This window comes from Microbacterium sp. SORGH_AS_0421 (assembly GCF_030818635.1).
Classification (GTDB): Bacteria; Actinomycetota; Actinomycetes; order Actinomycetales; family Microbacteriaceae; genus Microbacterium.
Window position 1 is genome coordinate 2,043,946 of the sequence record NZ_JAUTAO010000001.1, and the last position, 23,008, is coordinate 2,066,953.

26 protein-coding genes and 1 pseudogene are annotated in these 23,008 nt (G+C 70.6%); 26 read left to right on the forward strand and 1 reads right to left on the reverse strand.

Annotated features, from left to right (window positions below):
• The 26 genes and pseudogenes from fliF to QE416_RS09785 all read left to right on the forward strand — a co-directional run bounded on the left by fliF (nucleotide 1) and on the right by QE416_RS09785 (nucleotide 21,689).
• Nucleotides 1-1,635: a flagellar basal-body MS-ring/collar protein FliF gene (gene fliF, locus QE416_RS09660; protein WP_307315640.1), complete on the forward strand. Its 1,635-nt coding sequence runs from the start codon at nucleotides 1-3 to the stop codon at nucleotides 1,633-1,635.
• Nucleotides 1,632-2,714 (forward strand): flagellar motor switch protein FliG, encoded by a 1,083-nt coding sequence (gene fliG, locus QE416_RS09665; RefSeq protein ID WP_307315643.1) that lies wholly within the window; start codon nucleotides 1,632-1,634, stop codon nucleotides 2,712-2,714. The genes fliF and fliG overlap by 4 nt, the downstream gene beginning before the upstream one ends.
• Nucleotides 2,715-2,847: 133 nt before the next feature.
• Nucleotides 2,848-3,480: a FliH/SctL family protein gene (locus tag QE416_RS09670; RefSeq protein ID WP_307315646.1), complete on the forward strand. Its 633-nt coding sequence runs from the start codon at nucleotides 2,848-2,850 to the stop codon at nucleotides 3,478-3,480.
• Complete coding sequence (locus QE416_RS09675; RefSeq protein ID WP_307315649.1) at nucleotides 3,477-4,799, forward strand: FliI/YscN family ATPase; 1,323 nt, start codon at nucleotides 3,477-3,479, stop codon at nucleotides 4,797-4,799. Before QE416_RS09670 ends, QE416_RS09675 begins: the two co-directional genes overlap by 4 nt.
• Complete coding sequence (locus QE416_RS09680) at nucleotides 4,796-5,221, forward strand: flagellar FliJ family protein (RefSeq protein WP_307315653.1); 426 nt, start codon at nucleotides 4,796-4,798, stop codon at nucleotides 5,219-5,221. Before QE416_RS09675 ends, QE416_RS09680 begins: the two co-directional genes overlap by 4 nt.
• Nucleotides 5,218-6,807, forward strand: a complete 1,590-nt coding sequence (locus tag QE416_RS09685; RefSeq protein WP_307315657.1) for a hypothetical protein — start codon at nucleotides 5,218-5,220, stop codon at nucleotides 6,805-6,807. The genes QE416_RS09680 and QE416_RS09685 overlap by 4 nt, the downstream gene beginning before the upstream one ends.
• A complete protein-coding gene (locus QE416_RS09690; RefSeq protein WP_307315661.1) occupies nucleotides 6,696-7,142 on the forward strand; it encodes a flagellar hook capping FlgD N-terminal domain-containing protein in 447 nt (148 codons plus the stop codon). Before QE416_RS09685 ends, QE416_RS09690 begins: the two co-directional genes overlap by 112 nt.
• Before the next feature lie 23 nt (nucleotides 7,143-7,165).
• The gene (locus tag QE416_RS09695; protein WP_210072039.1) at nucleotides 7,166-8,329 is read left to right on the forward strand and encodes a flagellar hook protein FlgE; all 1,164 of its coding nucleotides are present in this window, start codon (nucleotides 7,166-7,168) and stop codon (nucleotides 8,327-8,329) included.
• A gap of 100 nt (nucleotides 8,330-8,429) precedes the next feature.
• Complete coding sequence (locus QE416_RS09700) at nucleotides 8,430-8,645, forward strand: flagellar FlbD family protein (protein ID WP_210072038.1); 216 nt, start codon at nucleotides 8,430-8,432, stop codon at nucleotides 8,643-8,645.
• A gap of 1 nt (nucleotide 8,646) precedes the next feature.
• Nucleotides 8,647-9,450 carry a motility protein A gene (locus QE416_RS09705; protein WP_307315666.1) on the forward strand — a complete coding sequence of 268 codons (804 nt, stop codon included), beginning with the start codon at nucleotides 8,647-8,649 and terminating at the stop codon, nucleotides 9,448-9,450.
• Nucleotides 9,447-10,259 (forward strand): flagellar motor protein MotB, encoded by an 813-nt coding sequence (locus QE416_RS09710; protein ID WP_210072036.1) that lies wholly within the window; start codon nucleotides 9,447-9,449, stop codon nucleotides 10,257-10,259. Before QE416_RS09705 ends, QE416_RS09710 begins: the two co-directional genes overlap by 4 nt.
• Nucleotides 10,260-10,292: 33 nt before the next feature.
• A complete protein-coding gene (locus QE416_RS09715; protein ID WP_307315670.1) occupies nucleotides 10,293-11,189 on the forward strand; it encodes a flagellar motor switch protein FliM in 897 nt (298 codons plus the stop codon).
• Nucleotides 11,186-11,845, forward strand: a complete 660-nt coding sequence (locus QE416_RS09720) for a FliM/FliN family flagellar motor switch protein (protein WP_307315672.1) — start codon at nucleotides 11,186-11,188, stop codon at nucleotides 11,843-11,845. The genes QE416_RS09715 and QE416_RS09720 overlap by 4 nt, the downstream gene beginning before the upstream one ends.
• 2 nt (nucleotides 11,846-11,847) lie before the next feature.
• Entirely contained in the window at nucleotides 11,848-12,285 is a 438-nt protein-coding gene (locus tag QE416_RS09725) for a flagellar biosynthetic protein FliO (RefSeq protein WP_307315675.1), read from the forward strand.
• A gap of 178 nt (nucleotides 12,286-12,463) precedes the next feature.
• Nucleotides 12,464-13,210: a flagellar type III secretion system pore protein FliP gene (fliP, locus tag QE416_RS09730; RefSeq protein WP_210072665.1), complete on the forward strand. Its 747-nt coding sequence runs from the start codon at nucleotides 12,464-12,466 to the stop codon at nucleotides 13,208-13,210.
• Nucleotides 13,207-13,485: a flagellar biosynthesis protein FliQ gene (fliQ, locus tag QE416_RS09735; RefSeq protein WP_210072032.1), complete on the forward strand. Its 279-nt coding sequence runs from the start codon at nucleotides 13,207-13,209 to the stop codon at nucleotides 13,483-13,485. Before fliP ends, fliQ begins: the two co-directional genes overlap by 4 nt.
• Nucleotides 13,482-14,243: a flagellar biosynthetic protein FliR gene (locus tag QE416_RS09740; protein ID WP_307315678.1), complete on the forward strand. Its 762-nt coding sequence runs from the start codon at nucleotides 13,482-13,484 to the stop codon at nucleotides 14,241-14,243. The genes fliQ and QE416_RS09740 overlap by 4 nt, the downstream gene beginning before the upstream one ends.
• Nucleotides 14,240-15,013: pseudogene (locus QE416_RS09745) on the forward strand (EscU/YscU/HrcU family type III secretion system export apparatus switch protein); the annotation flags it as partial. The gene QE416_RS09740 and the pseudogene QE416_RS09745, both read left to right, overlap by 4 nt.
• Before the next feature lie 28 nt (nucleotides 15,014-15,041).
• Nucleotides 15,042-15,344: an EscU/YscU/HrcU family type III secretion system export apparatus switch protein gene (locus QE416_RS09750; RefSeq protein ID WP_307317913.1), complete on the forward strand. Its 303-nt coding sequence runs from the start codon at nucleotides 15,042-15,044 to the stop codon at nucleotides 15,342-15,344.
• A 36-nt stretch (nucleotides 15,345-15,380) separates the two neighbouring features.
• Nucleotides 15,381-17,444: a flagellar biosynthesis protein FlhA gene (locus QE416_RS09755; protein ID WP_307315681.1), complete on the forward strand. Its 2,064-nt coding sequence runs from the start codon at nucleotides 15,381-15,383 to the stop codon at nucleotides 17,442-17,444.
• 93 nt (nucleotides 17,445-17,537) lie between these two features.
• Complete coding sequence (gene csrA / locus QE416_RS09760; RefSeq protein WP_210072028.1) at nucleotides 17,538-17,795, forward strand: carbon storage regulator CsrA; 258 nt, start codon at nucleotides 17,538-17,540, stop codon at nucleotides 17,793-17,795.
• Between the two features lie 88 nt (nucleotides 17,796-17,883).
• Entirely contained in the window at nucleotides 17,884-18,366 is a 483-nt protein-coding gene (gene flgN / locus QE416_RS09765) for a flagellar export chaperone FlgN (RefSeq protein ID WP_267786465.1), read from the forward strand.
• A 3-nt stretch (nucleotides 18,367-18,369) separates the two neighbouring features.
• A complete protein-coding gene (gene flgK / locus QE416_RS09770) occupies nucleotides 18,370-19,776 on the forward strand; it encodes a flagellar hook-associated protein FlgK (protein ID WP_307315686.1) in 1,407 nt (468 codons plus the stop codon).
• A gap of 13 nt (nucleotides 19,777-19,789) precedes the next feature.
• Nucleotides 19,790-20,677, forward strand: coding sequence for a flagellar hook-associated protein 3 (locus QE416_RS09775; RefSeq protein ID WP_307315689.1), 888 nt, complete (start codon nucleotides 19,790-19,792; stop codon nucleotides 20,675-20,677).
• On the forward strand, nucleotides 20,674-21,063 hold the full coding sequence (gene fliW, locus QE416_RS09780) for a flagellar assembly protein FliW (RefSeq protein WP_307315692.1): 390 nt from the start codon (nucleotides 20,674-20,676) through the stop codon (nucleotides 21,061-21,063). Before QE416_RS09775 ends, fliW begins: the two co-directional genes overlap by 4 nt.
• A gap of 323 nt (nucleotides 21,064-21,386) precedes the next feature.
• Nucleotides 21,387-21,689 (forward strand): HU family DNA-binding protein, encoded by a 303-nt coding sequence (locus QE416_RS09785; protein WP_210072024.1) that lies wholly within the window; start codon nucleotides 21,387-21,389, stop codon nucleotides 21,687-21,689.
• 5 nt (nucleotides 21,690-21,694) lie between these two features.
• Here QE416_RS09785 and QE416_RS09790 read toward each other — a convergent pair whose 3' ends face one another.
• Nucleotides 21,695-22,780 (reverse strand): AAA family ATPase, encoded by a 1,086-nt coding sequence (locus QE416_RS09790; protein WP_210072023.1) that lies wholly within the window; start codon nucleotides 22,778-22,780, stop codon nucleotides 21,695-21,697.
• Nucleotides 22,781-23,008: the final 228 nt, after the last annotated feature.

Here is a 23,008-nt window from a genome sequence, read left to right on the forward strand (position 1 = left end):
GTGCCCCGCGTGCTCGCGTCCTCGATCGAGAGGCTCAAGCGGATCGTCGCCGGTTTCAGCGTCGCTCAACGCACCATCGCCGTGATCGGTGCCGCCCTCGTCGTGATGGGCGTGATCGCGCTCGGAAGCTGGCTCGCGAAACCGCAGATGAGTCCGTTGTTCACCGGCCTGAGCCCGAGCGATGCGTCGGCGGTCGTGGAGCAGCTCAAATCGGCGGGGGTGAGCTACGAGCTCACCGAGGGAGGCGCGACGGTCCTGGTGCCCGATGCGCAGGTCTACCCGCAGCGTCTGGCCGCCGCGGCGGCGGGGCTGCCCACCAACGACACCGGCGGGTACACGCTCCTCGACAAGATGGGCGTGACCGCCAGTGAGTTCCAGCAGTCGGTGACGTACAAGCGCGCCATCGAGGGCGAGCTCGCGGCGACCATCGGGGCGATGTCGGGCGTCACCGCGGCCTCCGTGCAACTGGCCATCCCCGAGCAGAGCGTGTTCGTGGCCGACACGCAGCACCCCACGGCATCCGTCTTCGTCAAGACCCAGGGCGGGGCCAACCTCAGCGACGACCAGATCGCCGCGATCGTGCATCTGACCAGCGCTTCGATCCCCGGGATGACCCCCGAGGACGTCGCGGTGACCGATCAGTCGGGTCGGGTGCTCGCGGCCGTGGGGCAGGGGCTCACCGGCTCCGCGAGCACGCAAGCCTCGGAACACGAGGCGAAGGTCGCCGGGGCGGTGACGAAGATGCTCGAGACCATCGTGGGGCCGGGCAACTCCACCGTCAGCGTCAGCGCCGACGTGGCCAACTCGACCTCCGAGCGCATGGACGAGACCTACACCGCTCCCGAGGGCGGCGTGATGATGAACGAGCAGACCCGCACCCAGACCTCGACCGGCGGTCAAGCGGGGGGAACGGGCGTGCTCGGACCCGACAACATCGCCGTGCCGAACACCGCAGGAGCGGGGTCGTTCGAGTCGGAGGAGTCCACGCGCAACAACGCCGTCAACAAGTCCACCGAGAAGACGACGACGCCGGCCGGTGAGGTCACCCGGCAGACCGTCAGCATCGCCCTCGATCGCGGGTCGGTGCAGGGTGTCACGGCCGAACAGGTGCAGGCGCTGGTGACCAACGCGGCGGGAATCGACGCGGCACGCGGCGATACCGTCACGGTGGAGTTCGTCGACTTCAGCCAGAGCGCCGCCGCCGCCGCCACTGCTGCGCTCGAGGCCGCGGAGGCCGAGAAGGCCGCGCTGGTGCAGTCGGAGCTCATGCGTGCGGCGATCATCGGCGGCTCGATCGTGCTCGCCGCCCTCATCCTCGTGATCGCCCTGCTGGTCCGGCGCCGCCTGAAACGCCGCACGCTCTACACCGACGACGGACCCATCGAGTACTTCGCGACGATGACCGAGACCGAGGAGCAGAAGCTCAAGACCCTCAAGGGCCTGGCCGAGCCCATCGCGCTGCCCGCGGTGCCGCCGACCAAGATCATCCCCACCCTCCTCGACATCGAAGAGGAGCCGGAGTCGCCGCAGGTGCTCGTCGAGCAGCGACGGCGCGAGGTGGACCAGCTCGCCAAGAGCGATCCGCAGAACGCGGCGAAGGCGCTCGCCCACATGATGGATGAGGCGACGGTATGAGCCTGCTGAACACCCGGGCGACGGACGCCGAGGAAGCCCCCGCCACCACCGCCGTGACCGAGGTGCTCGCCGTGCCGGCGGCTGCGACGTCGGGTCTGCGCAAGGCCGCGATCGTCATGCTCAACATGGACCGCGAGACCAGCGCCGAGGTGCTGCGTCATCTGGGCGAGGACCGGGCCGAGCTCCTGGCGGGCGAGCTCGCGCAGCTCGGCAGCATCGACACCGCGGCCACCGCCGCGGCTCTCGCCGACTTCCGCCGCATCGCCTCGGGTCGATCCCTCATGAGCCGCGGGGGAGAGCAGTTCGCGACCGGGCTGCTCGAGACGGCGTTCGGGCGCGAGAAGGCCGTGGGCATGGTCGGGCGCGTGATGTCGCAGGGCGTGGTCTCGTTCGACTTCCTCAACGCCGCGGATCCCACACAACTGGCCACGATCCTCGACGGCGAGATGCCGACCACCGTCGCCGTCGTGCTCGCGAATCTCCGCGCGGACCGCGCCGCCGCGGTCCTCGCCGCGCTGCAGGACCCGCTGCGCACCGACGTCGCGCAGGCGATCGCCGAGCTCGGGGTCGCCTCGCAGGAGGCGATCACCGTGGTCGCGGAGTCGTTGCGTGCGCGGACGGGGGTCTTCGGCATCCGCGAGGCGCACGAGGCGATCGGCGGCGTGCAGCCGTTGGTCGACATCATCAATCGGTCCGACACCGCGCTCGAGAAGGCGCTGCTGGCCGGCCTCGAAGACCGCGACCAGGTGCTCGCCGAAGAGGTTCGCAGCCGCATGCTGACCTTCGCCGACATCTCGCGGCTCGAGGACCGCGACGCCCAGCGCGTGCTGCGGGGCATCGACCTGCGCATCCTCGCTCTCGCGCTGAAGGGCGCCGACGATCAGATCGGCGAGGTGATCCGCCGCAACATGACCGAGCGCAACCGCGAGAACCTCGACGAGGAGACGCGCGCTCTCGGCCCCGTGCGCATGCGGCAGGTGGACGACGCGCGCGCCGAGGTCGTGCGCGTCATCCGCGAGCTCGAAGCCGCCGAGGAGATCACGCTCGCGCGCGAGGACGACGACGAACTGATCGAGTGACCACGGTGCCGACCGCCCTCTCGGAGGCGGCCGGTTACGGCGGGGCGCACCCGTCGCGATAGTCCGGGAAGAGCACGGATCGCTCGTCGACTTGGCCACGGATCGGCTTCGCCACAACCGCAGGGTGACCACCGTGTCCGATTCCGTCTTCACGCCGCTGGTGGTGCCGCGCGTGGGAGATGCGCGACCGGACGCGCGGGAGGTCGTCGACAGAGCACGGGCGCGGGGATACGCCGACGGGTTCGCCGCGGGCCGCCGCGATGCCCGGGCCGAACTCGAGCGCGAGCGGATCGCGGACGAGCGGCGGATCGCCGCGCGCGACGCCGCGGCCGACGCGGCCCACCGGGCAGCCCTCTCGGCTCTCGGCGAGGCGAAGGCCCGGCTCGACGCCGAGGTCGGCGCTCTCGTGGCATCCGATGTGCGACGCCTCGAGGAGCTCGCCGTCGAGATGGCCGCGGAGATCCTCCGAACGGAGATGTCGGATGCCGCCCGCTCGGCCGCGCACGCGATGCGGCGGGCCGCGGCCCAGACGCCCCGCGCGGCATGGGTGCGGGTGCACCTGAACGAACGCGACCTGCGCACGCTCCGGGACGCGGCCGCCGCGGAACTCGCCGAGGGCGTGGAGGTCGTGGCGGACGCCGACGTGGATCCCGGCGGCGCGATCGTCCGGATCGCGCACGGCAGCGTGGACACGCGGATCGGTGCGGCCTTCGAGCGGGCGCGCGCAGAACTCGCTCTGGACGACGACGGCGAGGCAGGCTCGTGAGTGTCGCCACCCGTCGCTGGGAGCGCGCACTGCGGGCGACCGGTCCGCGCCGCTCGGGGGTCGTGAAGGCCGTGGTGGGTCTCGGCGTCGAGGCGCTCGGCATCCCCGCCGCCGTCGGCGACCGCGTGCGCATCGAAGCGGCCGGCGCCGTCGAGATCGAGGCCGAGGTCGTCGCGGTCGACGGCGAGGCCGTGCGCTGCATGCCGATGGGCCCGATGACCGGTGTGCGCGTCGGTGCGGCGGTGCACCACTCCGGTGCGGCGCTGACGGTGCCGACCGGTCGCGGCCTGCTGGGGCGCGTCCTCGACGGTCTCGGTCGCCCGATCGATGGTCTCGGCCCGCTCACCGGCGCCCCCGTCGTCGCCCTGGGCAACACCGCACCCAGCGTCATCGGACGCCAGCGGATCGACCGCCAACTGGGGCTGGGTGTGCGCGCGCTCGACACGATGACCCCCGTCGGCGTGGGCCAGCGACTCGGGCTGTTCGCGGGCTCGGGGGTCGGCAAGTCGTCGCTGATGTCGATGATCGCGCGCGGCTCGACCGCCGACGTCACCGTGATCGCGCTGGTGGGCGAGCGCGGTCGCGAGGTGCGGGAGTTCCTCGAGGACGACCTCGGTCCCGAGGGCCTCGCGCGCGCGGTGGTCGTGGTCGCCACCTCGGATCAACCGGCGATGGCGCGCCTGCGGTCGGCCTTCGTCGCGACGCGCATCGCCGAGAAGTTCCGCGACGACGGCCTCGACGTGGTGCTGATGATGGACTCGCTCACGCGCGTGGCGATGGCCCAGCGCGAGATCGGACTGTCCGCGGGGGAACCGCCCGCGACCCGCGGCTACCCGCCCTCCACCTTCTCGGTGTTGGCGGGCCTGCTCGAGCGCGCGGGCACCGGGCCCACCGGGTCGATCACGGGGCTGTACACCGTGCTCGTCGACGGCGACGATCACAACGAGCCGGTCGCCGACGCCGCGCGCGGGATCCTCGACGGGCACGTGGTGCTCGACCGCGGTCTCGCCGTGCGCGGCCACTTTCCGGCGATCGACGTGCTCGGGTCGGTCTCGCGCGTGGTGTCGAAGGTGACCTCGCCCGACCAACGCGAGGCGGCGGTGACCCTGCGCCGCGTGCTCGCCGCCCGTCGGCAGGCGAACGACCTCATCGACATCGGCGCGTACAAGGCGGGGGCGAACCCGCTCGTGGATGCCGCCCTCGCCCATCAAGGCGCCATCGACGGGTTCCTCACCCAGCGCATGGACGATCTGACCCCGACCGACGACTCCTGGCGGCGGTTGGCCGCCCTGACGACCACCTTCGGAGGACTCTCATGACGTTCCCCCTCTCCGGGCTGCTGCGCGTGCGCGGCGTGCAGGAGCGCGCCGCGGCCGAGTCGCTGTCGCACGCTCGCGCCGAGGCCGTCGCCGCCGAGACGGCGGTCGAGCACGCGGTGTCGAGCCTGAGCGACATCGCCACCGAGATCGACGACCCCGCGACGCTGCTGGCGATGGCCGCGGCCCGATCCTCGGGGCAGGCGGCGCTGGCCGACCTGCGTGCTCTCGCGGAGCTCCGACAGGATGCCGCGGAGGCCGCGTCTGCCGCCCACGTCGAGGCCCGCTGCGAGCTCAAGGGACTCGAGCGGCTCGAGAGCGCCCATCGCGCGAGCGAGCTCGCGGAGGAACAGCGCGCCGAACAGAGCGCGCTCGACGAGATCGCCGTGGTGCGTGCGGCGCGCGACGCGGGGAGCGCCGCGTGAGCATGCTGCTGCCGACCGCGGGGTCGATGCCCGCTTCGCCCCGGGGTGCGCGCTCGACGGGCGAGGGGTCGGGGCCCGCGGCCACGCGCACGAGCTTCGCGGACGCGCTGGCCCACGCCGCGGTGAGCCGGGATGATGAGGCCGCTCCGGTTCTCGCGGCCGGGCCGGCGCCCGCCGCGCGAGACACCCTCGACGCCCCCGCGGACGGCCGCGATGATCGTCCCGCCGAACCGGGGCCGTCTTCGGGGTCGGATGCCACGGTCGTCGGGCCCGAAGCCCTCACGGGTATCGCGATACCCGCGTCCGCGGCGGTCCGGGCGGACGCCGTTCCGATGGCCGGGAGCGCCGCGTCGCCCACCGCCGCGACCGAGTCGATCGCGACAGCCGCAGCGGGGGAGCCGTTCGCGCGGACGCCTGCTCCGGCCGTCGGAGCGCCGGAGGCCGGACCCCTCGGGGGAATGCCCCTCGCCGGGATCGCCACCGACGCCGCGAGACCCGCGGGCGACGCTCGCCTCGACACGGCGCCCGTCGCGCTCGCCGCGGGAGGCGGTACCGAGATCCCGTCCGATCCGACGACGCCCGCAGCGGTCACCGCCGGTACCCGCGCGGGCGCCGCCCTGCCGACATCGGCGCGGCCCGGTGCTGCCGTCGCTTCCCCCCGCGAGGCCGCCGCGGCGGCGGTACCGCCGTCGACCGCGACCGTTTCCGAGGCACCTCTCGGGCCCGAGGTTCCGCGGGCCGTGCCGGCATCCACCGCCGCGCCTGTCCGTGCCCTTCCCCCGGCCGCCGCCGCGGGGCCGGCGGGCACGCCCGAGCCGGCGCACCCCGGCGGCGTCGTCGTCACCGGGCTCGCCCTCGCCGCCGCGCCGGAGGACGCACCGACCCGACACGAGGCGGCACCGTCGGTGGCGGCGACCGCCGCGTCGACCGGCGTCGCGGCAACCGCGCCCCTGTCGGCATCCGTCCCTCTCGCACCCGCCCCGGAGCAGACCGCTGCGCCGACCGCGACCCCGCGCTCGATCGCCGCTCACGTCGCACCCGCCATCATGCACATCGCCCAGCGCCCGGCGGGCGCCCACCAGATCACGCTGACCGTCACCCCCGAAGAGATGGGACCGGTGACCGTGCGCGCCCACCTCGGCGCCGGGGGCGAGGTGCGCATCGACCTGGCGGGAGCCACCGAGGCGGGCCGTGAGGCGTTGCGCGTCATCGTCGCCGACCTCCGCCGCGATCTGGCCGCGGTCATGCCGCACGCCCACCTCAGCCTCGGGTCGTCCCTCACCGCCGACGCCGGAACGGGCGAGCGCGGCGCTCCCGGGGAGAACGGGGCCGACTCGTCCGACCCCGGTCGCGTTCAACGCCCCCGACGACACCGCCCCGTCGGCATCCGCCCGTCCCCCCGCCCGTCTTCTGCCCGCGCTCTCGCCCGCCGTCACCGGTCGCGGGCTCGACATTCTCGTCTGAGAGGACCGCCATGCCCGTCACCGCCGTCACCGGCTCGCCCGCCCCGATCCCCGCGAACACCACCACCGCGACGACGACCGCCGTCGCGGCGAAGAAGGGGCTCGACAGCGAGGTGTTCATGAGACTGCTCGTCACGCAGCTGACGAACCAGGACCCGTCCACCCCGATGGACACCAACCAGATGATCTCGCAGACCACGCAGCTGGCCATGATGGAGCAGCTGACGGCGATGAGCCGCACCTCCACCGAGGCGTTCGCCCTGGACATGCGCCAGGCCGCCTCGACGCTCATCGGGCAGCAGGCCGGCTACCTCGACGCGAAGGGTCTCGCCGTCACGGGGACCGTGACCAAGGTGAGCTTCGACGGCGCCATCCCGCAGGTCACCATCGGCGACGCGACGGTCGCGCTCGACGAGATCACCTCCCTCGCCACCGCCGCTTCCCGCGCGTCCGCCTGACCACCCACACGAAAGAGACCTCCATGCTCCGTTCCCTCTCGTCCGGCATCTCCGGACTCCGTGCGCACCAGACCATGCTCGACACCACCGGCAACAACATCGCCAACGTCAACACCGCAGGATTCAAGGGCTCCTCGGTGCTCTTCCAGGACACGCTGTCGCAGGCGGTCGGCGGTGCCGCGATCCCCGGCGCCGGCGCCGGCGGTCGCAACCCCGCTCAGGTCGGACTCGGCGTCCAGGTCGCGGGCATCCGCACGAACTTCAGCCAGGGCGCCGCGCAGACCACCGGCCGCGGCGGCGACCTGATGATCCAGGGTGACGGCTTCTTCGCGGTGCGTTCGGGCGGGGAGACCCTCTACACGCGCGCGGGAGGCTTCGGCTTCGACGGAGCCGGAAACATGGTCACCGCCGACGGAGCGTTCGTGCAGGGATGGATCGCCCAGAACGGGGTCCTGGGCACCGGCCAGGCGGTCGGGAACATCTCCCTGCCCCAGGGGGTGGTCTCGCCTGCGCGCGCGACCACGGCGGCGACCGTGACGGGCAACCTGCCTTCGTCCGCCGCCGTCGGTGACCAGCTCGTCCGCGACATCGACGTGCACGACGCCCAGGGCACGACCACCGCGCTCAGCCTCACCTTCACCCGGACCGCGACGGGGTGGGACGTCACCGAACCCGTGAGCGGCGCGACCGGCGCCCTCGCGTTCACCGACGGCCGCCAGAGCGCGGGACTCACCCTCGATGCCGGCGGCGTCGCGGTCGACCTCACCGCGGTCACCGGCTTCGCCGACCTGAGCACGGTCGCGATCACCTCGCAGGACGGGGCCGCGGCCGGCACCCTGCAGTCCTACTCGATCACCGGAGACGGCTCGATCGTGGGCACGTTCTCGAACGGACGTACCGAGACCCTGGCGAAGGTCGCGATGGTCACCTTCGCCAACGCCGAAGGCCTCGAGAAGGTCGGCGGGACGGCCTATCGCGCCTCCGTCAACAGCGGCGGTGCGCAGGTCGGAGAGGCCGGTCAAGCCGGTTTCGGCAAGCTCGTCTCGGGTTCGCTCGAGATGAGCAACGTCGACCTCTCGCAGGAGTTCACCAACCTCATCGTCGCGCAGCGCGGCTTCCAGGCGAGCGCGCGCATCATCACCACGAGCGACGAGGTGCTGCAGGAGCTCACCAACCTCAAGCGCTGACCCGGCGCCCCTCGACGGCGCGGCCCACCCGAGTTACCCGCGGTGGGCCGCGTCGCGATAGTCGGGGGCGTCCCCTCACCCATCGACCGGAGATCTCCCGATGATCACGCTCACCCGTCTCGACCACACGCGATTCGCGGTGAACCCCGATCTGATCGAACGGGTGCACGAGTCTCCCGACACCACGCTGCACATGGTCGACGGCCGCGTCTACAACGTCGAAGAGAGCCTCGACGAGCTCATCGAGCGCATCGTCGCTTACCGCGCGCGCGTGCTCGCCGCGGCATCCGCTCTCTCGGCCCCGTCGGAGCGCTGACATGGACATCGCCTTCGTCGTCGGCGTCGTCGTGGCCTTCGGGGCCCTGTACGCCATGATCACGATGGAGGGCGCCCACCTGAGCGCGCTCCTGCTGCCCGCCCCGATGATCCTCGTGCTCGGCTCGACCATCGGCGTCGGCATCGCCAGCCACACGCTGCGCGACGCGATCGCAGCCTTCGGCTCGCTGGGGCGGATGGCGCGCGGTCCGCGATCCACCCCGGCCGCCGTCATCCCGATCCTCGTCTCCTACGCCGAGAAGGCGCGGACCGAGGGCCTGCTGCGCCTCGAGGACGAGCTCGACTCCGCCCCCGACGACTACACCCGCCGCGCCGTGCAGGCGGTGGCCGACGGCGTCGACGCCGAAGAGCTGCGAACGCTGATGGACGACGAGATCGTCGCCGAGGCCGCGCGCAACCGCGTGGCGGCGCGGTTCTTCTCCGCCCTCGGCGGCTACGCACCCACGATCGGCATCGTCGGGACCGTCGTCTCGCTCACGCACGTGCTCGAGAACCTCGACAAGCCCGACGAGCTCGGCCACATGATCGCGGCCGCCTTCGTCGCCACCCTCTGGGGCCTGTTGTCGGCCAATTTCATCTGGAACCCCATCGCGGGGCGGCTGAATCGCATGGCCGCCGTCGAGCAGGAGCGCATGACGCTCGTATGCGAGGGGATCCTCGCCATCCAGGCCGGCAGCGCGCCGCGCCTGGTCGAGGAGCGTCTGCTGGCGCTGACCACCTACAAACCGAAGAAGAAGAAAGAGCCCCGGCCCGACAAGGTCGCAGCGACCGGGGATGCCGAGTGAGCAGCAGGCGCCCCGCGCGCGGACGCGGCCACGACGAGGGCGAGCACGACGAGCCCGACGAGCGCTGGGCGGTGTCCTACTCCGACATGGTGACGGTTCTGATGTGCCTGTTCATCGTGCTGTACGCCGTGTCGATCGTCGACGAGACCAAGTACGAACAGCTCAAGAACGGTCTCGCCGAGGCGTTCGGGCAATCCCAGACGCCGGGCGGCGGCGACTTCACCGAGGGGCTCGTGATCCCGCCCGAGCTGCTGGCGGAGGAGGGCGTCGAGGACGTCGCGGTGCGCGCGGCTCGCGAGCGCGACAACCTCGAGCAGATGAAGCAGCAGATCACCTCCGCGCTGGCAGCTCAGGGCCTGGCCGAGACCGTGGACTTCGTCATCGACGAGCGCGGTCTGAAGGTGGGCCTGGTCGGCGCCGAGACGTTCTTCACCGACAACCGCACCGACCTCTCGGCGAAGGCGGATGCCGTACTCGACGCGGTCGGCGACGTGCTGGCCGCCGCGGGCAACCCCCTCAGTATCGAGGGGCACGCCGACCATCGCGCGGCGGTCGCTCCCTACGAGAGCAACTGGGAGCTCAGCAGCGGACGCGCCACCAAGGTCGCACGGTTCCTCGTCGAGCACGAGGGCATCACCGGGTCCCGTGTGCAGGCGGTCGGTTACTCCGATCAACGCCCCCTGGTCGAGGGCGACACCGCAGAAGATCTGGCGGCGAACCGCCGCGTGGACATCGTCGTGCAATCCACCGAGGAGGAGAAGGTACGTGCTCTCATCCCCGGACTCGTCCAGACCGCTCCGCAGGGCTGACCCCTCGTGACCACCACTCTCAAGGAGACCGCCATGGCGACCACCGCCGTCCGCGACGACCCCCTGCGCCGCTATCCCGCCTATGACTTCAGCCGCCCCGTCCAGCTGGGTCGGGAGCACCGGCGCCGGTTAGAGGCGGCTTTCGAGGCATTCGCGCGACAGTGGGCGTCGCAACTGACCGGCAAGGTCCGCATGCGCACCCACCTGACGCTCGAGGGCGTGGAGTCGATGTCGTACCAGGAGTACGCCGACACCCTCCCGGCGACGACCGCGATGGTCACCGGTGCGACCGCGGGGCGCGACGAGCCGGGAGTGGTGCAGTTCGATCTCGGCGTGGCGCTGACGTGGGTCGTGCAGATGCTCGGCGGCAAGAGCAGCGCGCCGATCGAGCCGCGCACCCTGACCCCCATCGAGTCGGCGCTGATCCGGCAGCTGATGGACCGTACCTTCGAGCTGTTGACGACGAGCCTGGGCATGCTGCTCCCGGCCGAGCTCACCTACGCGGGCCTGCACGACAACCCGCAGTACCTGCAGGTCATCTCGCCCGGTGAGGCCGTCGTCGTCGCGCGGTTCGCGATGCGGATGGGGGAGTCGCACTCGACCGCGACGGTCATGCTGCCCACCGCCGTCGTCGTCGACCAACTCGCCGAGAGCGAGCGCGATGCCGCTTCCGCCCACCGTGCGGGCGCGACGGCCGACCAGGTGCTCGCCACCCCGCTGGAGGTGTCGCTGCGCGTCGCGCCCCGCGTCATCGGCGCCGGAGAGGTCCTCGACCTCGCCCCGGGCGACCTGTTGCGCTTCTCGCACCCCGAGACCAGGCCCTTCGAACTCGTCGTCGGCGACACCCCGGTCGCACGTGCCGTTCCCGGTGCCCAGGGGTCGCGGCTCGCGTGCACGATCACCACCATCCTCGAGGAGACCACCCGATGAGCACCTTCCACGCCGCCGCCATGGCCGCCGCGATCGCGGCGAAACTCCCCTTCGGCTTCCCCGTGCTGCCCACGCCCTCCACCGATCCCGGGGCGACCGGCAGCGCGGTCGTCGTCGCCTTCAGCGGCACCCCGGGCGCGAGGATCGCGATCCAGGTCGGGGATACCGCGGCCCTCGACGACGGCTCGATCGATCAGCAGCTGTCCGACCGCCTGCACCCCGCCTTCGAGGCGGCCGTGGCCGTGCTCGGAGCCGGCACCCTCGGCGAGGGGGAGGAGATGGATGCCGCAAGCGTCTTCACCGAGGCCGGTGTGCAGGTGTTCGACCTCGTCCGCGAAGACGGCAGCACCGTCGCCCGCGCGGCGATCCGCATCGACGACGCCCGCGTGGCGACGTCCACGACGGGCCCGGCCCGTCTCAGCCGGATCGCCGGGGTCGAGATGGAGCTGGTGGTCGAGATCGGACGCACGCGGCTTCCCGTGCGCGACCTGCTGAGCCTCGAGCCCGGTCACGTCGTCGAGTTGGACCGCGCCGCGGGATCCCCCGCCGACATCACCCTCAACGGTCGCCTCATCGGCCACGGCACCGTCGTCGTCGCCGACGGCGACTTCGCGGTGCGCGTCGAGCGCATCATCGACCAGACCGGGACCGACTGATCGTGGACGAACTGCTCCTCGCGGCGCGCACCGTCGTCTCGCTCGCGGCGGTGGTGGGGCTTCTGCTCTTCCTGGCCCAGCGCGTGCAGAAAGGACAGGCCGCGGGTGACGGGCCGTTCTCGGCGCTCGTTCCCCAGAGACTCGGCCGGCTGCGAAACCTCCCCGGCTTTTCCCCGCGGACGCGGACGGCGTCCCCCTCCCGGCCGCGGAGCGAGAAGATCACGGTCGTCGCCCGTACCGGTCTCGGTGGTCGCGCCCAGCTCGTCGTCGCGGAGTTCGGCGGCATCCGGTACGTGCTCGGCGTGAGCGAGAAGGGCATCGACGTCGTCGACACGCAGGAGGCGCCGATCGACGACGCCGAGCGGAGCGAGAACGTCGTGACGCTGACCGATGCCGGCAGCCCGCGCGGCGCCGAGACCTCCGGGGTCCACGCGGCCTGAACGGTTACCGCGTGCGGGCGCCGTCGCGATAGTCGGTCGCGAGCACGGATCGCTCGACCCCTGGCTACGGATCGGCCTCGTCACCCACGCACGGAGTGCCGTCTTGCCCGTTCCCTCGTCGCGCATCGCGCCCCGCCGACGTCGGCGCTCCCGCGGGCGTCGGGGTGCCGGCATCCTGATGCTGTTCGCGGTCGTGGCCGTGCTGTTCGTCGGCGACGTCGTCGCGGGCGGCGTGGCTCAGGCGGCCACCGGAGAGCCGGGCGGCGTCAGCATCAACGGCATCAACGCCACGCCCTCCGACAGCATCACGACACTGCTGGGCATCACCGTCCTCAGCGTCGCGCCGGCTCTGCTGCTGATGATGACGAGCTTCACGAAGATCTTCGTGGTGCTCGCGCTCACCCGCAACGCGCTCTCGCTGCCGTCGATCCCCCCGAACCAGGTGCTCGCGGGGCTCAGCCTCTTCCTGACGCTGTTCATCATGTGGCCGGTGCTGACCGAGATCAACCAGCTCGCCGTCGCGCCCTTCACCGCGGGACAGATCGACTTCGGGCAGGCCTTCGACGCCGCTCAAGCCCCTCTTCGCACGTGGATGCTGCAGTTCACGCGCGAAGAGGACATCGCGCTGATGCATCGCGCCGCGCAGATGGCGAACCCGGACAGCCCCGAGGTCATCCCGCTGTACACCCTCATCCCGGCGTTCATGCTCAGCGAGCTGCGCGCGGCCTTCGTGATCGGGTTCATCGTGTTCATCCCGTTCCTCGTGATCGATCTCGTCGTCTCGAGCGCGCTGATGTCGATGGGCATGATGATGCTGCCGCCGGTCATGATCTCGTTGCCCTTCAAGATCCTGTTGTTCCTGCTCGTCGACGGGTGGGGCCTGGTGATCACCTCGCTGGTGCAGTCCTATCGAGGCGGCGCATGAACCCCGAAGCGGTCATCGACGTCGGCGCGAGCGCCCTGATCCTCGCGGCCAAACTCAGTGCGCCTCTGCTCATCACCGCCCTCGTGGTCGGTTTCGCCATCTCGCTCCTGCAGTCGATCACGCAGGTGCAGGAGATGACGATGTCGTTCGTGCCGAAGCTGCTGGCGGTCGGGATCGCGCTCATGGTCTGCGGCAACTGGATGATCGCCGAGACCGTCGCCTTCACGCACGAGCTCTTCGGGCGCCTCCCGTCGCTCCTGAACGGCGGCGGATGAACATCCCCGTCGATTTCCGGTGGCTCGAGGCGACGGCCCTCGCGATCGTGCGCATCACGGCGTTCCTGGTGATCGCGCCGCCCTTCAGCCACGGTTCGATCCCCATGCGGGTGCGCGCGATGCTCGGGGTGGGACTCGGGCTGGCGGTGTCGCCCGTGGTCGTTCCGGGGTACCAGCGCCTGGACACCGCAGGGTTCCTGTTCGCCGCCGCGGGGCAGGTGCTCGTCGGGGCGTTGCTCGGTTTCCTCGTGCTGGTGCTCTTCAGCGCCGTTCAGGGCGCGGGCTTCCTGGTCGACACCTTGGGCGGTTTTCAACTCGCCCAGGCCTACGACCCGGGCATGAACGTCAACGGCGCCCAGTTCACGCGTCTGTTCCAGATGACCGCCATCCTGCTGCTGTTCGCGTCGGACGCGTACCAGCTCGTGCTGGGCGGCCTGTTCCGCTCGTTCGACGCGGTCTCGGTCGCGGGGGCGCTGGACCTGTCGCGCCCCGCCGAGGTGCTGACCTCCGCGGTGGGGCAGATGCTGCTCAGCGCGGTGCAGATCGCAGGTCCGCTTCTGATCGTGCTGTTCTTGGCCGACGTCGGGCTCGGTCTCGTCTCGCGCGTGGCCCCCGCCCTCAACGCCTTCGCGCTGGGCTTTCCCATCAAGATCGCACTCACCTTCCTGCTGGTGGGCTTCGTCTTCGCCGCCCTGCCCTCGATCGTCTCCGCGATCGCGGACGAGGCCGCCCGACTCGTGATCGGGGTCACCCGATGAGCGGGACGGATGCCGGGGAGCGCACCGAGAAAGCGACTCCGGAGCGACTCAAGAAGGCGATCGCGAAGGGGCGCATCGGGCGCAGCCAGGACTTCACGGCGTGGGTGGGGATCGGCGCTGCCGGCGTGATGATGCCCGCGACGTTGTCCTCGGCCTCGGCGGTGCTCACGGAGCAGACGCTGCGGGTGGGGGCGGTGGCGAAAGACCCGTCGGTGGGCGCCGCCGTCGAGTCGCTGGGCGGCGCGATCGCCTCGGTCGGTCAGGTGCTCCTGCCGCTTCTGATCGTGGTGCTGGGGGCCACGACCCTCACGGCGATCGCGCAGGGCGGCATCCATCTGCGGGGCATTCCCGCGCGGGTCGAGCAGTTCGACGTGGTCGCGGGGCTCAGGCGGACCGTCGGCGTCGCGGCCCTCTGGGAGGGGATCAAGGCACTGCTGAAGACCGCGGCCATCGCAGTGGCGCTGTGGAGCGTGGTCGCCGGTCTTGTGCCGATCCTCATGGGGAGCGGTCGTCACCGCATCGCGTGGCTGCTCGAGGTGGCGGGTCAGGCCGTGGCGACGCTGCTGCAGGTGGCCGTGGTCGTGGGCCTGCTCCTGGCGGCGATCGACGTCTTCGTGGTGATCTCGCGCAACCGCAAGCACACCCGCATGACCAAGCAGGAAGCGCGCGACGAGCACAAGAAGAGCGAGGGCGACCCGCTCATCCGCTCGCAACGTCGAGCGCGTCAGCTCGCGGTGAGTCGCAACCGCATGATCGCCGCGGTGGCCGACAGTGACGTGGTGCTCGTGAACCCGACGCATGTCGCCGTCGCCCTCCGCTACGAGCCGGGGACATCGGCTCCCGCGCGTCGTCGCCAAGGGCGCCGGCGTGATCGCCCAGAAGATCCGCGAGCGCGCCCAGGAGGCCGCCGTGCCGCTCGTGCGCGACGTCCCGCTCGCGCGAGCTCTGCACGCGAGCGTGGAGATCGGTCGCGAGATCCCCGAAGAGCTGTACACCGCCGTGGCGCAGGTCCTCGCCTTCGTCCAACACCTGAAGACGAGGGGCTCGCGCAAGGGGACGTTCGAGATGCCCCCGGCCGCCCTGACCGGACGCGGCCTGTAGCCGCCCGAGAACCATGACACGAAGGAATGGCACCGCATGATCGGTCAACTGCTGTCGAAGGGCGCCGTCCCGGTCGGCGTGGTGGGAATCATCCTGCTGCTCATCGTCCCCATCCCGGTGGGGCTGCTCGACCTGCTCATCGTGACCAACATCGCCTTCGCGCTGCTGATCCTGCTCACGGCGATGTTCGTGAAGAAGCCGCTCGATTTCTCGGTCTTCCCGAGTCTCCTGCTGGTCGCGACGCTGTTCCGGCTCGGCCTGAACGTCGCCTCGACGCGCCTCGTGCTCAGCGAGGCGCACGCGGGACAGGTCATCCAGGCGTTCGGGCAGATCACGATCAGCGGTTCGCTGGTGATCGGCTTCGTCATCTTCCTGATCCTCGCCGTGATCCAGTTCGTCGTGGTCACCAAGGGCGCCGAGCGCGTCGCCGAGGTGGGCGCCCGCTTCACCCTGGATGCGATGCCGGGCAAGCAGATGGCCATCGACGCCGACCTCAACGCCGGACTCATCACCGACGAGCAGGCCCGCGCGCGCCGCGCCGAGGTGGCGGCGGAAGCCGACTTCTACGGGGCGATGGACGGCGCCAGCAAGTTCGTCAAGGGCGACGCCATCGCCGGCATCGTCATCCTCGTCATCAACTTCGTGGGCGGCATCATCATCGGGATGACCATGCACGGCATGGCCATCGACAAGGCCCTCGAGACCTACAGCCTCCTCACCATCGGCGACGGGTTGGTCACCCAGATCCCCGCCCTGCTCATGGCGGTGTCCACGGGCATGATCGTCACGCGCGAGAACGCCGAGGCCGAGCTCGGCCGCGCGGCTGGGCGCCAGCTCCTGCAGTCGCGCACCGCCCTTCTGATCACGGCGATGGCGGCCATCGGGATGGGCCTGATCCCGGGCATGCCCTTCCTCGCGTTCCTGGCGATCGGCGCCGTACTGCTGTTCGCGGCCTCGCGGGTCAAGGCGAACACCGACCGCGCGGCCGCCGACGTGGCCGACGCCGAGGCACGCGAACGGGCGGAGGCCGCCTCCGCCGAGGGCCCCGACGACCTCATGGACACCATGCGCGTTCACGCCCTGGAGATCTCCCTCTCCCCGGATATCGTCGACCTGGCCGCCGGCGGCGCGGGAGACCTGCTGTCCCGGGTGAAGTCGCTGCGGCGAAAGGTGGCCCTCGAGCTGGGAACGCTCATGCCGCCGGTGCGCACCCGCGACAACGTGGGGCTTCCCGCCGAGACCTACGCGATCCTGGTGGCCGGCATCGAGGTGGGCCGCGGCGTCGTTCCCCGCGGGCATGTGCTCGCAATCGGCGCGGGGCTGGAGCACCTGCCGGGCACCGCCGTGGTCGATCCGGTCTTCGGCCTCGACGGAAGATGGGTGCCGACCGAGATGTCGCACGCCGCCGACATGGCGGGGGCCACCGTCATCGACAGGGCCAGTGTCATCATCACGCACCTGTCCGACATCGTCCACGCGCATGCGCACCGCCTGCTCTCCCTGGAAGACGTCCGCCAGCTCACCGACCATCTCAAGCAGACCCAGCCGAGCGTCGTGGAGGAGCTGACCCCCGCGCTGCTCCCGCTGGCTCTCATCCAGCGCGTCCTGGCCAGCCTCCTCGCCGAGCGGGTCTCGATCAACGACCTCGGCCGCATCTACGAAGCGCTCGCCCTGCGCGCGAAGTCGACCACGGAGGTGCCCGCTCTCGTGGAGGCCGCGCGCAGCGCTCTCGGGCCCGCCATCTCCGCGCGCTTCGCCCAGGACGGGCGTCTGCGCGTGGTGATGTTCGACACGCTTCTCGAGCAGCAGATGCTCGAGGGGCTGCGGCACGTGGAGGGTCGCGCGCAGATCGTGCTCGACGCCGACCAGACGATGCAGCTGATCGAGGGCGTCCGCCGCGCGGTGGCCGCCGTCGAACCCGTGGGCGGCGAACCGGTGCTCGTGTGCGCCCCGTCACTGCGCCAGGGCGTGCGGTCGCTCGTGGCCGGACAGGTGGCGGGCATGCCGATCCTGTCCTACGACGAAGCGGCCGCGGGCGGTTTCGCCACCGACGTCGTGGGCGTCGTCCGCCCCGAGCAGATTGCCCTCCCAGCGTCGTAGGGGAGCCGAGAACGCTCGTAACCGAGAAGAAAAGGTAGTCTGGCGGGGGACGGCGCCGCGGGCGCCTCAGCCACGGAAGGCGGCCACACGCACATGCTCGTACTCACCCGACGCCCCGGTGAAAGCATCATGATCGGCGACGACGTGACGGTGACGGTGCTCGGGGTGACGGCGACCGGCGTGCGCATCGGCATCGACGCTCCCCGCGACACCCGCATCCACCGCAGCGAGATCGTCGTGGCGGTCTCGAACGAGAATCAGGATGCCATCTCGGCGTCGCGATCCGCGGACGCCGAGACCAACCTGCTCGACGCCCTGCGCGGGGGAGCGCGCGCCGGGGCATCGGACTGACGGGTTACTCGCGCGTCGCCGCGTCGCGATAGTTGGTCCCGTGGTGGGCGCACCCGCCCCACCACTCGACCCGAACGAGGTGACTCACGTGTCCGCTACCGACCTGAGCATGCAGCTGCTGCGTCAGCGCGAGGTGCTCGAGCTCATGCTGTTCAAGCTCGAAGAACTCGAGTTGCTCCTGTCGACGGGGAGGACGCGCTGGATCCAGCACGCCACCGTCGAGGTCGACCGCGTGGCCAAGGCCCTCACCGCGGGCACCATCGAGCGTGACGCCCTCTTCGTCGATGTCGCCGCCGAATGGGGCGTCCCCGAGGCGACCTCGTTGCGCGAGCTCGTCGACGTCGCCCCCACCGATGCATGGCGCGAGGTGCTCGGATCACACCACGACGCCCTGTCGGGTCTCGCCGCGGAGATCGCGGAGAAGAAGGGCTCGGTCAACCAGCACCTGCGCACGGCCCTGCGGGTCACGCAAGAGACCATCGCGGGCCTCGGCGAACCCACGGGCGAGTACGCGGCGAGCGGATCGCGCGTCGCGGGCGCCGGGTCCCGACTGCTCGACGTGCAGGTGTAGACGATGTCGACCTTCGCAGGACTCAACGTGGCCGCTTCCGCTCTCGCCGCCGCGCGCGCCGGGATGACCGTCACCGGTCAGAACATCGCCAACGAGACCACCCCGGGCTACACCCGTCAGCGCCTCGAGCAGTCATCGGTGAGCGCTCCCGGCACGGCGGGGCTGTGGTCGACGGGACTCTCCGTCGGAGACGGTGTCTCCGTGCAGGGCATCGCCCGCCTCGGCGACGAGGTGCTCGACGCGCGCGTCCGCGATGCCCTCTCGGCATCCGGATTCTGGTCGGCGCGGTCCTCGGCGGCGCAGAAAGCCGAAGCCGCGATGGCGGAGCCGACGAAAGACGGCCTGGCCGCCAACCTGAACCGCTTCTGGTCCGGGTGGTCCGACCTCGCCAACACCCCCGAGCCGGCGGCCGCCCAGGTCGTCCTCACCAACGCCCGCGTGCTCGCCGGCCAGATCGCGGCCGGCTACGACGCCGCCGTCGGGCAGTGGTCCGACCTGCGCGCGCAGATGGATCGCGATGTCGCGGTCGTCAACGTCGCCGCGACCCAGGTCGCCACGCTGAACGGACAGATCCGTTCGGCCCTGCAGTCCGGACGCGGCGCGAACGAGCTCATCGACCAACGAAACGTCCTCGCCCAGCAGTTGTCCACGACCGTCGGGGCGACGGGTCGCGTCGAAGACGACGGCACTCTGACCCTGCGGGTCGATGGCAACGCCCTGGTCAGCGGCGACTCGAGTCGCACCCTGCAGATCGAGGGGCCGCGTGCTCTCGCCGATGCCGAGAGGCTCACTCTCTCCTGGTCGGATCGGCCGGGGGTGCCCGTCGCGGTCACCGGCGGATCCCTGGGAGGGGCGATCGGCGTCCTCGCACCGGCCTCCGACGGGGGCACTCTCGCGCGTGTGGCCGACGCCTACAATGCCACGGCCACCGCGCTCGCGCAGGCGGTCAACGAGATCCACCGGTCGGGACAGACGTCGACGGGCGCCGCCGGGGGAGACTTCTTCGCGCTCGCGGCGGACGGGCCCGCAGCCCTCGGATTGTCCGTGGTGCCCACCTCGCTCGACCAGCTGGCCTTGGCCGCGCCCGGCGCGGGGGCTCTCGACACCTCCGTGGCCGACCGCATCTCGACCCTCGCCACAGCAGCGACGGGCCCCAGCAAGGGATGGGCGAGCTTCGTGACCGGGTTCGGAGTCGCCGTCGCCGGTGATGTCCAGCGCGCCGACACGGCCGACCGCAGCGCGATCGCCGCCGTAGCGGGTCAGCAGTCCCACGCTTCGGTCGACGGAGACGAAGAGACCATCAGCCTCCTCACTTATCAGACGGCCTACCAGGCGGCGGCGCGTGTGCTCACCGCCGTCGACGAGGCCCTCGACATCCTCATCAACCGCGTCGGCCTGGTCGGCCGCTGATCCGGGAGTCATCGTGATCGGACGAATCACCAGCAGCACCGTCAATCAGCAGGCTCTGCGCACGCTCCAGGCGGGCCTGGCCGACCGTGCGCGTCTGCAGGACCAGGCGACCTCGCAACTCGCCATCCGCGCACCCAGCGACGACCCGACCGTCGCCGCCGCCATCCTCGGCGTGCACGGGGAGCAGTCGCGCGCGTCCCAGTACGCCCGCAACATCAGCGACGCGCTGACGTGGGTCACCACGGCCGACACGGCACTGGGCGCCAGCATCGACCTGCTCAACCGCGCGCGCGATCTCACCGCCCAGGGAGCCAACTCCGGGGCGCTCAGCCCTGCCGCGCGCGACTCGATCGCGGTCGAACTCGAGAGCGTGAGCCTCGAGCTCCTCTCTCACGCCAACACCACCGTGCTCGGTCGCACCGTGTTCGCCGGCACCGATGACAGCGGTCGCGCCTTCGATCCCGCGACCTTCGCCTTCACCGGCGTGCCGGGGGCGGCGGTCGATCGCCGCATCTCGGAGAACGAGAGGGTGCGCGTCGACCTCGATGGTGCGGACGCGTTCGGGGTGGGCGGGGCCAGCGTCTTCGCCACCCTCCAGAAGGTCGCCGCGGACCTGCGGGCGGGAACGGACGTGGGCTCGCGCCTCACCGAGGTGGACGCCCACCTGAAGCAGCTGGTCACCGCACGGGGAGTCGCGGGCGCGCGCCAGGCGCAGATCGAGCGCGCGCAGGCCACGAACGCGAGCGTCGGCGTGGACATCGAGGCGCGTCGCGCCGAGGTCGAGAACGTCGACACCCTGGAGGTCTACATCAAGCTGAAGTCCGCCGAGCTCGTGTATCAGTCCGCCCTGCAGGTCACCGCCAAGACCCTGCAGACCACTCTCTTGGAGTTCGTGAGATGACGACCGCCCTGCCCCTGTCGAGCGTGGACGTCGAGTTCGCGAAGTCGCTTCCCGGTCTCGCGCCGCGGACGTCCTTCCTCCTGGAACCGATCGAGGGAGCCGAGGGCCTGTACGCCCTTCGCTCCACGAGCGACGACGTGCGTCTTTTCCTGCTCGACCCCGCAAGCGGCGGTCTGTCCTACGATCCTCCCCTCGCCGCGGCAGCGCTCGTCGACATCGGCGCGGCGGCCGACGAGGTGCGGATGTTCGTCGTCGCGAACCCCGGGGAGGACGGCGTCTTCGTCAACCTGCGGGCACCGATCCTCGTCAATGCACGGACGGGGGCGGCCGCGCAGGTCATCTTCGACGACACGGTGTATCCGATCCGTGCTCGTCTGACCGCGTGAATCGACGAGCAGGGAGCGAGCCGAGTAACACGACGCTCGCACGTCGACGAAGCGAGTAGGATTGACGCGAATACGAGCAGAAACGACGATTCGCCCCCGCGACCCGAAACGCGGTGGCGTCGCCCGTCCGGCGGCCGGAGCTTCACCGCACCCGTCTGCCCACCCCGGTTTCGTCTACCCGAACGACGATACCGATGACGTGCGCGTCGCGACCGGCGAGGCAACCCCCTCTGCCCGCGACGTTGTCGACGCATACGTTCGTAACCGAGCACAAGAGCAGGGGATGGTGAGCAATGCCCGTCATGAGAACCGATGAGCCCAAGGTGAGCAAGCGAGAATTCATCCAGCGCGTGTCCCACCGCGCCGGATTGTCTCCGAAGGTCACGCAGTTGGCGTACGAAGCGATCTTCGGGGAGATTCTCGATCTGGTGAATGCCGGCAACCGCGTCACGTTGACGGGTTTCGGCAAGTTCTACGCGCAGTCGCACAAGGGACACAATGTCGTGCTGAACATCCGCGACAATCCCGAGAGCCGGGGCCGGGTCGAGGACTACAGCGTGCTGAAGTTCTCCGCGACCCGCGAGGTCAACAAGAGGGTCACGCAGCCCCGCGACCTCGACGACTGAGGGACTCAGCGCTCGAACGAGTAGCTGGCCTGCCCGACGAGGGTGAGGGTGATGCGCGTCGGGAGCTCCTCCGGGATCTCTTCGTCCTCGTCCAACGCCTCGATCTTGTGGATGGGGACGGTGATGTTGCCGTCGTCCTCGAAGACCACGTCCCGGGGAGCGAACGAGAAGAAGAGCACCCGGTGGGTGCCGCGCAGCTCGACGGTGCGGCTCACGTCGCTGCGCTCGTGCAGGTTGAGGACCGATTCGTCCGCGAGAACCGAACCGTCGAGGTAGGTGGCCTCGACGCGGTAGGTGCTCGGTTCGACCGCCTTGATGTTGAGATCCTCGACGATCTCGGTGAACGTGGCGTCGGGGTGGTTCATCTCGAAGGCGATCGCGCGCAGGTGATCGTACGTGAGGTTGACGCGGCGCGAGAACAGCGCGGCGTTCTCGATCTCGCACGCGGCGGCGTGCGGCGCCTGGTCGCGGAGGTACTCGCGCACGTCGTCGGGGCTCGGGTAGTCGAACCGCATGTGGTAGTGGAATCGACCCGGTCGATTGACGATGTAATGACTGACGTCCTGCACGTCGTTCACGGTCAGGCAGTAGATCCGCTTGACCGAGGACGTCCCGTCGAACAGCGTCAGGAACTGGTTCTGACGGTTGGGGCCGTCGAGCGGGGTGCGGCCGGACGAGAACGTCTTCTCGAACTCGTCGAAGATGACGAGGCACTCGTCGAGGGTCTCGAGGAAGTCGACGATGCCTTCGGCATCCTCGCTGACGAGAACGACGGGAATGTCGCTCTCGATCGCGCGAGCGGCCAGCATGCGCAAGAACATCGACTTGCCCTGGCCCTTGTTGCCCGAGAGCATCACGCCGAGGTTGCGTTCGAAGCGGGCGTAGGTGCGGAAGATCTTGTCGACCTTGGCCTCGCGGCGGCCGTAGACCTTCTCCGAACCCACGCCGAGGTTCTCGGTGCGCAGGAGGCTGAAGCCCTCCTTGATGCTGTACCGCACCCGGTAGGTACCGAGGGGGAGGGAATCGTGAGCCTGGACGCCGGAGTCGTAGACCCGAACCTGTCCGCCGGTTTCGATGTAGGTACTGCTCACTGCGTCGGGCTCCTGAGGGGGAAAGGCGTGCCGGTGGGCCGATCTCTGTCTGAGATTTACATTAGCGTCTTCTCATCTTTGTGTGAGGATTGCCCGAATTTCGGCGCAAGAATGTTGTTGGCGCCCGTCTTCGCGCGCTTTTCTGCCCACCGCCTACCGCATACCACCTTGCATTCCCAGCGGGGAAGATGAGAAGTCCGGGGCACCGTTTCGCTATGGTCGGGAAGA